Here is a 9,131-nt window from a genome sequence, read left to right on the forward strand (position 1 = left end):
GAACTGCTCAAGCGGGATGAGTGCTTCAGACTTCAGGCCAGCGTGAACGGTTACCCAGCGAGCTTGGTAATCGATATCAACGATAACACCGGTGATGATGGAGCCTGCCTGAAGGTTCAGGGTTTTTAGGCTTTCTTCAAAGAGTTCCGCAAAGCTTTCGCTCATTTTAATTCCTGTTGATAAGGGCGAAGAATACGCCCATCTGCCACATCCCAGACAATGTGGGTTACGTTTATATAAAAGAAAGACCGCAGGACTTTGACTGGTCCCCTGCAGTATTTCTTGGTCACCCGGCGAGATCGCGAATGGCGATCTCACTCATGATGCGTTCCAGCACCTGCTCGATGGACAACTCCGTGGAATCCAGCTGTATGGCGTCGACCGCCGGCTTGAGCGGGGCTACCGCTCGCTGGGTGTCACGCTCATCGCGCACACGGATCTCATCTAGCAGACTCGACAGACTAACACCCTCGACCTTGCCCTTCAACTGCAAATAACGACGGCGTGCTCGCTCCTCGGCGCTGGCAGTCAGGAAAATCTTCAATGGCGCGTCTGGAAACACTACCGTGCCCATGTCGCGACCATCGGCCACCAGCCCCGGCGCCTCCTGAAATGCCCGCTGGCGCTGCAGCAAAGCGTCACGCACCGCAGGCAGTGCGGCCACTTGCGAGGCCCAGGCACCGACCTGCTCATTGCGCAAGTCGTCGGTGACGTCATCACCTTCAAGGATGATGCGCTGCGGATGACCTTCGGTCGCCCCGACGAACTGCACATCAAGATGGGCAGCCAGCAGCTTCAGTGACTCTTCGTTGGTCAGGTCGACACCATGATTGCGCGCAGCAAATGCCAGTAAACGGTACAACGCACCAGAATCCAGCAAGCACCAACCCAGGCGTTTGGCGAGGATCCCTGCGATAGTGCCCTTGCCCGAGCCGCTTGGCCCATCAATGGTGATTACCGGAGCATGGTTGGTCACGACTGAGCCTCTTGGGCAACACGAATACCGACTTGCGCACACAACGCGAGGAAGTTCGGGAAGGAGGTCGCAACGTTGGCGCAGTCATGGATGCGGATCGGCGCATTGGCGCGCAACGACGCAACGCTGAACGCCATGGCAATCCGGTGATCGCCGTGGCCATGCACTTCGCCGCCGCCAATCTGGCCGCCGTCAATGATGATGCCGTCCGGGGTTGGCTCACACTTGACGCCCAGCGCCAGCAAACCATCCGCCATCACCTGGATACGATCCGACTCCTTGACCCGCAACTCTTCCGCGCCACGCAGAATAGTCCGACCTTCTGCACAGGCCGCAGCCACGAACAGCACCGGGAACTCGTCGATGGCCAGCGGAACCAGCGCCTCAGGAATTTCGATACCTTTAAGCTTAGCCGCTCGCACGCGCAAGTCAGCCACTGGCTCGCCGCCGACTTCACGCTGGTTTTCCAGGGAAATATCGGCACCCATCAACCGCAGGATGTCGATCACGCCGGTACGGGTCGGGTTGATGCCCACGTGCTCGAGCACCAGCTCCGAACCTTCGGCAATCGACGCTGCCACCAGGAAGAATGCGGACGAGGAGATATCACCCGGCACTTCAATGTGCGTTGCGGTCAACTTGTGGCCGGACTCGACCGACGCAGTAGCGCCGTTGACGGTAACCGGGTAGCCGAAGCCACGCAGCATGCGTTCGGTGTGGTCCCGGGTTGGCGCAGGCTCGGTGACGGTGGTCTTGCCCTCGGCGTACAGCCCCGCCAGCAGCAGGCAGGATTTAACCTGGGCGCTGGCCATCGGCATGGTGTAGGTCAGGCCTTTGAGCTTGTTGCCGCCACGAATGGTCATCGGTGGACGACCTTCTGCAGCCGTCTCGATCACCGCGCCCATCTCGCGCAGCGGGTTGGCCACACGATTCATCGGACGCTTGGACAGCGACGCATCGCCCGTCAGGGTGCTGTCGAAGCTCTGCGCAGCCAGCAAGCCGGACAGCAGACGCATCGACGTACCCGAGTTGCCCAGATAGATCGGGCCAGGAGCCGGTTTCAAGCCATGCAGGCCGACACCGTGAATGGTCACGCGACCATGGTGCGGACCTTCGATCACGACGCCCATGTCACGGAAGGCTTGCAAGGTCGCCAGGGCATCTTCGCCCTCAAGAAAACCTTCGACTTCGGTAACGCCCTCCGCGAGGGAGCCGAGCATGATCGAACGGTGGGAAATCGATTTGTCGCCTGGTACACGAATCCGCCCACTCAGGCGGCCACCAGGATTTGCCAGGAAAATCAGATCGTTGGAGTTCATAGCGTCCACATAGGCCCGGCGGGCCAGGATTTTACTGAAATGCTCGCGGGCAACCCGGGCGCGCGTAAAGACGCCCAACAGTTGGTGCCCGTCCCCTGCATCGACCGCGTCGCGCAAGGCGTCGAGATCGCTGCGAAATGTATCGAGTGTGCGCAGAACAGCTTCGCGATTGGCGAGGAAGATGTCGTGCCACATGACCGGGTCACTGCCGGCGATTCTCGTGAAATCGCGGAAACCGCCCGCAGCGTAACGGAAGATTTCCAGATTTTCACTGCGTTTGGCCAATGAATCGACCAAACCGAACGCCAGCAAGTGCGGTAAATGGCTGGTCGCCGCCAACACTTCGTCGTGACGCTCGACCTGCATGTGCTCGACATCGGCACCCAATTCGCGCCAGAGGCGGTCGACCACCGCCAGGGCAGCCGGATCGGTTTGCTCAAGCGGCGTCAGAATTACTTTGTGCCGACGGAACAGCTGAGCGTTGGAAGCCTCTACCCCGCTCTGCTCGGAACCGGCGATCGGATGCCCCGGAACGAAGCGTGCAGGCATGCCGCCGAAGGCTTCGGTCGCTGCGCGCACCACATTGCCTTTGGCACTGCCGACATCGGTCAGAATCGCCGCCCCCAGATCCATGCCAGCCAACAGCGCCAGCAGCTTCTCCATCGCCAGGATCGGCACTGCCAGCTGAATCACGTCGGCACCGCGACACGCGACAGCGAGGTCGTCTTCGCAACGATCTACCACGCCCAGCTCAACGGCCAGTTTTCGCGATTGCGGATCGAGATCAACGCCGACCACTTCGCGACACAAACCGCTTTCACGCAGGCCCTTGGCAAACGAACCGCCAATCAGCCCCAAACCGACCACCACCAGGCGACCGATCATAGGCACAGCAGGTTGCACGGCGATGACATCAACCACGAGCCAGAACCTTGGTCAGCGCCTCGAGGAAACGACTGTTTTCAGCCGGCAGACCGATGGTGATGCGCAGGTGGTTTGGCATGCCGTAATTGGCCACCGGACGCACGATCACACCCTCATGCAGCAAACCCTGGAAAACCGGCGCCGCAACGCACCCCAGATCCACGCAAATGAAATTGCCCTTGGAGGGAATCCAGCTCAGCCCCAACTCACGAAAACCCGCTTCGAGTTGCTGCATGCCGGATTCGTTCAAGCGACGGCTTTCAGCCAGGTATTCATCGTCCTGCAGCGCCGCGCAGGCCGCGGCCAGGGCCAGGCTGTTGACGTTGAATGGCTGACGCACACGGCTCAACACATCGGCGACCACCGCGGTCGACAAGCCATAACCAACACGCAACGCGGCCAGACCGTAGGCCTTGGAGAAGGTCCGGGAAACCAGCAGGTTCGGGTACGCCGCAAGGAAATCCAGGCCATCCGGCAGATCGCTGCCTTCGGCGTACTCGATGTACGCCTCATCCAGCACCACCAGCACGCGCGCAGGCACGTCCTGCAGGAACTCATCCAGCGCCTCGGCACCAAACCAGGTCCCGGTTGGGTTGTTCGGGTTGGCGATGAACACCACGCGAGTGTTGCTGTCGATGGCTTCGAGCATGGCCGACAGGTCATGACCCCAGTCTTTGGCTGGAATCACCCGCGCCTCGGCACCCACAGCCTGAGTGACGATCGGGTAGACCGCGAACGCGTGCTCGCTGAACACTGCATTCAGGCCTGGCGCCAGATAGGCGCGCGCGACCAGCTCAAGAATGTCGTTGGAGCCGTTGCCCAACGTCACTTGATTAAGCTCGACCCGGCACTGCTCAGCCAGCAGGGTTTTCAACGCAAAACCGTTGCCGTCCGGATAGCGGGTCAGCTCGGCCAGCTCTTCGCGAATCGCCGCCAGCGCCTTGGGACTGGCGCCCAGCGGGTTTTCGTTGCTCGCCAGCTTGACGATTTTTGCCGGATCAATGTCCAGTTCGCGAGCCAGTTCGTCCACGGGCTTGCCCGGAACGTAAGGCGAAAGTTGTTGCACGCCCGGCTGTGCCAGAGCGAGGAAGTCGCCACTCATTGTTAACGCCTTTAGAGAACTGCTTTCGGGTAGGAACCCAACACTTTAAGTGCTACTGCTTCCTGACTGATTTTCTCCAGCACACCTTTTACCAGCGGGTCGCGGTGGTGGCCGACGAAATCAATGAAGAACACGTAGGTCCACTTACCGCTGCGCGAAGGACGGGTTTCGATCCGCGTCAGGTCGATGCCATTGTCATGGAACGGCACCAGCAACTCGTGAAGCGCCCCAGGCTTGTTGCTCATCGAGACGATGATCGACGTCTTGTCGTCGCCGGTCGGCGGCACTTCCTGGCTACCGATCATCAGGAATCGCGTGGAGTTGTCCGGGCGATCCTCGATTTTCTCGGCCAGACGAGTCAGACTGTACAAGCCTGCCGCCATGTCGCCGGCAATCGCCGCCGAGTTCCACTCACCCTTGACCCGCTTGGCCGCTTCAGCGTTGCTCGATACCGCCACGCGCTCGACGTTCGGGTAGTGAGCGTCCAGCCATTTGCGGCACTGAGCCAGGGACTGGGCATGCGAGTAAATGCGGCTGATGCTGTCGGTCTTGGTGTTTTCGCCCACCAGCAAGTGGTGGTGAATGCGCAGCTCGACTTCGCCACAGATGACCATGTCGTGTTCGAGGAAGCTGTCGAGGGTGTGGTTGACCGCACCTTCGGTGGAGTTTTCCACAGGCACCACGCCAAAGTTCACCGCACCAGCGGCCACTTCACGGAACACTTCGTCGATCGCCGCCATTGGCTTGCTGATCACCGCGTGACCGAAGTGCTTCATGGCCGCCGCTTGAGTAAACGTCCCCTCAGGGCCGAGGTAAGCCACTTTCAGCGGCTGCTCAAGTGCCAGGCACGAGGACATGATTTCACGGAACAACCGCGCCATCTCTTCGTTACCCAGCGGCCCCTGGTTACGCTCCATTACGCGCTTGAGCACCTGAGCTTCACGCTCAGGACGATAGAACACCGGCACTTCGCCTTCGGCCAGCGAGGCCATCTTTACTCGCGCGACTTCCTGGGCGCAGCGCGCGCGCTCGCTGATCAGCTCCAGGACTTTTTCGTCCAGGGCATCAATGCGCAGGCGCAGTGCCTTGAGTTCTTGCTCAGACATTAACCGTGTTCCTTCTCGAACTCTGCCATGTACGAAACCAGCGCATTGACTGCGTTGATGTCGACGGCGTTGTAGATAGAGGCACGCATGCCGCCTACCGAACGGTGACCCTTGAGGTTCAGCAGACCGCGCGCCTCGGCACCGACCAGGAACGGCTTGTCGAGGCGATCGTCAGCCAGACGGAACGGCACGTTCATCCACGAGCGGTCAGCCTTGTTGATCGGGTTGCTGTACAAGCCGCTAGCATCGATGAAGCCGTACAGCGTGCGCTGCTTGACTTCATTGAGCTTGCCAATGGCCTCAACACCACCCTGCTCTTTCAGCCATTCGAACACAAGACCGGACAAGTACCAGGCCAGGGTCGGCGGGGTGTTATACATCGAGCCGTTGTCGGCCGCGACCTTGTAGTCGAGCATGGTCGGGCAGAACGAACGGGCACGACCCAACAGGTCTTCGCGAACGATGTTGACGACGATACCGCTCGGGCCGATGTTTTTCTGGGCGCCGGCGTAGATCATGCCGAAACGCGAGACGTCCACAGGGCGCGAAAGAATGTCCGAAGACATGTCGGCGACCAGCGGCACATCACCGACTTCCGGGATCCACTGGAATTCCAGGCCACCGATGGTTTCGTTCGGCGCGTAGTGCACGTAGGCCGCGTCTTGCGACAGCTTCCATTCGTTCTGACCGGGAATTGCGAAATAATCGTAAGGCTTGGCGGTAGCGGCGACGTTGACGTGACCGTAGCGCTGCGCTTCTTCAATGGCTTTCTGCGACCAGATACCGGTGTCGATATAGTCGGCTTTGCCGTTTTCCGGCAACAGGTTCAGAGGAATCTGAGCAAATTGCTGGCTGGCGCCGCCTTGCAGAAACAGCACTTTATAGTTCGAGGGGATATTCAGCAGATCACGCAGATCCTGCTCGGCCTTGGTCGCAATGGACACGAACTCATCGCTGCGATGGCTCATTTCCATGACCGAGAGACCCTTGCCATGCCAGTCGAGCAACTCCGACTGGGCACGCAACAGGACAGCTTCAGGCAGCGCAGCAGGACCTGCGCAGAAGTTATAGGCTCGTTTGCTCACATCCACTCTCGCTATGCATTCACGGTAGCGGACAGAGCAAACACTCTGCCCTGCTACGACTTGGTTAGTCTTGCGGCTCTTCTTCGTCTGCTGCGTCAGCCTGCTGGCTTTCGACGGTGTCGTCCGGCTCGGTGCCGGCATCGAGCACGACGCCTTCGAGTTCAGCACCTTCTTCGCCTTCCAGCTCTTCGCCTTCGACTTCCGATGGCTCCTGAACCCGCTCCAGACCGACCAGTGTTTCATCGCTGGCCAGTTTGATCAGGGTCACGCCCTGGGTGTTACGACCCAGACTGGATACTTCGTCAACACGAGTACGCACCAGGGTGCCCTGGTCGGAAATCAGCATGATTTCCTCGCCGTCGAGCACCTGAACCGCACCGACCAGACGGCCGTTACGCTCGTTGCTGACCATGGCGATAACGCCCTGACCGCCACGTTTGTACTCAGGGAACTCGGTGATGGCGGTACGCTTGCCGAAACCACGCGCCGAAGCGGTGAGGATCTGGCTGCCTTCTTCCGGGATCAGCATGGAAATCAGCTTCTGACCTTCCGGCAGACGCATGCCGCGGACACCGCGAGCGGTACGGCCCATGGCGCGAACGTCGGACTCTTTGAAGCGGGTAACCTTGCCGCCGTCGGAGAACAGCATGACTTCACGTTCGCCATCGGTGATGGCTGCGGAGATCAGTACGTCGCCTTCGTCCAGCTCCAGCGCGATCAAACCGACGCTGCGCTGACGGCTGAAGGACTCCAGCGGGGTCTTCTTCACGGTGCCGTTGGCGGTGGCCATGAAGATATAGTGACCTTCGGTATATTCCTCGACCGGCAGCATGGTGGTGATGTATTCACCATCGTCCAGCGGCAGCAGGTTGACCAGCGGACGACCACGGGCGGCGCGGGATGCTTCAGGAATTTCGTAGGTTTTCAGCCAGTAAACCTTGCCCTTGCTGGAGAACAGCAACAGCGTGGTGTGGCTGTTGGCGACCAGCAGGTGAGCGATGTAGTCCTCATCCTTGACGCCGGTAGCCGATTTACCTTTACCGCCACGACGCTGAGCCTGGTACGCAGCCAATGGCTGGGTCTTGGCGTAGCCACCGTGGGAAATGGTCACGACGCGCTCTTCTTCCGGGATCATGTCACCCAGAGTCAGGTCCAGACGCGCATCGAGAATTTCGGTGCGACGCACATCGCCGTACTCGGCACGAATCACTTCCAGCTCTTCGCGGATCACTTCCATCAGGCGCGTGGCGCTGTTGAGGATGCGGATCAGCTCGCCGATCTGATTGAGGATCTCTTGATACTCGGCCAGCAGCTTTTCGTGTTCCAGGCCGGTCAGACGGTGCAGACGCAGCTCCAGAATGGCTTGCGCCTGTTCTGGCGACAGGAAGTACTTGCCTTCGCGCAGACCGTATTGCGGGTCCAGAGTCTCTGGACGGCAAGAGTCAGCACCGGCGCGCTCAACCATCGCAACCACCGCAGAGGATTCCCACGGAGTGCTGATCAGCGCTTCCTTGGCTTCCGACGGAGTTGGCGAGGCTTTGATCAGGGCGATAACCGGGTCGATGTTCGACAGTGCAACAGCCTGACCTTCGAGAATATGACCACGCTCGCGGGCTTTACGCAGTTCGAACACGGTACGACGGGTCACCACTTCACGACGGTGACGAACGAAGGCTTCCAGCAGGTCCTTGAGGTTAAGGATCCGCGGACGACCGTCGATCAGCGCGACGATATTGATGCCGAACACCGCTTGCAACTGGGTCTGGGCGTAGAGGTTGTTGAGGATCACCTCAGGCACTTCGCCGCGACGCAGCTCGATCACCACGCGCATACCGTCTTTGTCGGACTCGTCGCGCAGTTCGGTGATGCCTTCCAGCTTCTTCTCTTTGACCAGCTCGGCGATCTTCTCGATCAGACGCGCCTTGTTCAGCTGGTAAGGCAGTTCGGTAATGACGATCTGCTGACGGCCACCGACCTTGTCGATGTCTTCGATCATCGAACGGGCACGCATGTAAATGCGGCCGCGACCGGTACGGTAGGCTTCGATGATGCCGGCGCGACCGTTGATGATCGCCGCGGTCGGGAAGTCCGGACCCGGGATGTATTGCATCAGCTCATCGATGGTCAACTCGGGGTTGTCGATGAGTGCCAGGCAACCGTCGATGACTTCACCGAGGTTGTGCGGCGGAATGTTGGTCGCCATGCCCACGGCGATACCGCTGGAGCCGTTGACCAGCAGGTTGGGAATACGGGTCGGCATGACCGCCGGGATCATTTCGGTGCCGTCGTAGTTCGGCACCCAGTCCACGGTTTCTTTATGCAGGTCAGCCAGCAGCTCGTGCGCCAGCTTGGTCATGCGCACTTCGGTGTATCGCATTGCCGCAGCGTTGTCGCCGTCGACCGAACCGAAGTTGCCCTGACCGTCTACCAGCAGGTAACGCAGCGAGAATGGCTGCGCCATACGAACGATGGTGTCGTACACCGCGGTATCACCGTGCGGGTGATACTTACCGATCACGTCACCGACAACACGGGCAGATTTCTTGTACGGCTTGTTGAAGTCGTTACCCAGCTCGCTCATCGCGAACAGCACACGCCGATGCACGGGCTTCAAGCCAT

7 protein-coding genes are annotated in these 9,131 nt (G+C 59.9%); all 7 read right to left on the bottom strand.

Going from position 1 to position 9,131, the window contains the following annotated elements; translation table 11 throughout:
- Positions 1-165 (bottom strand): hypothetical protein (locus ACIPIN_RS11280; protein ID WP_401118678.1); only part of this gene is annotated, 165 nt, incomplete at its 3' end.
- Positions 166-286: 121 nt separating this feature from the next.
- Positions 287-976 (bottom strand): (d)CMP kinase, encoded by a 690-nt coding sequence (gene cmk / locus ACIPIN_RS11285; protein WP_401118448.1) that lies wholly within the window; start codon positions 974-976, stop codon positions 287-289.
- The gene (locus ACIPIN_RS11290; RefSeq protein ID WP_401118681.1) at positions 973-3,180 is read right to left on the bottom strand and encodes a bifunctional prephenate dehydrogenase/3-phosphoshikimate 1-carboxyvinyltransferase; all 2,208 of its coding nucleotides are present in this window, start codon (positions 3,178-3,180) and stop codon (positions 973-975) included. Before ACIPIN_RS11290 ends, cmk begins: the two co-directional genes overlap by 4 nt.
- 28 nt (positions 3,181-3,208) lie before the next feature.
- The gene (gene hisC, locus ACIPIN_RS11295) at positions 3,209-4,321 is read right to left on the bottom strand and encodes a histidinol-phosphate transaminase (protein WP_401118450.1); all 1,113 of its coding nucleotides are present in this window, start codon (positions 4,319-4,321) and stop codon (positions 3,209-3,211) included.
- Positions 4,322-4,332: 11 nt separating this feature from the next.
- Positions 4,333-5,427 (bottom strand): prephenate dehydratase, encoded by a 1,095-nt coding sequence (gene pheA, locus ACIPIN_RS11300; RefSeq protein WP_401118452.1) that lies wholly within the window; start codon positions 5,425-5,427, stop codon positions 4,333-4,335.
- Entirely contained in the window at positions 5,427-6,512 is a 1,086-nt protein-coding gene (serC, locus tag ACIPIN_RS11305) for a 3-phosphoserine/phosphohydroxythreonine transaminase (protein ID WP_401118454.1), read from the bottom strand. The genes pheA and serC overlap by 1 nt, the downstream gene beginning before the upstream one ends.
- A gap of 64 nt (positions 6,513-6,576) precedes the next feature.
- A partial coding sequence (gyrA, locus tag ACIPIN_RS11310; protein WP_401118457.1) for a DNA gyrase subunit A occupies positions 6,577-9,131 on the bottom strand: 2,555 nt, incomplete at its 5' end.

It is taken from the genome of Pseudomonas sp. NPDC087697 (genome assembly GCF_044743155.1).
In the GTDB taxonomy this organism is placed as follows: Bacteria; Pseudomonadota; Gammaproteobacteria; order Pseudomonadales; family Pseudomonadaceae; genus Aquipseudomonas.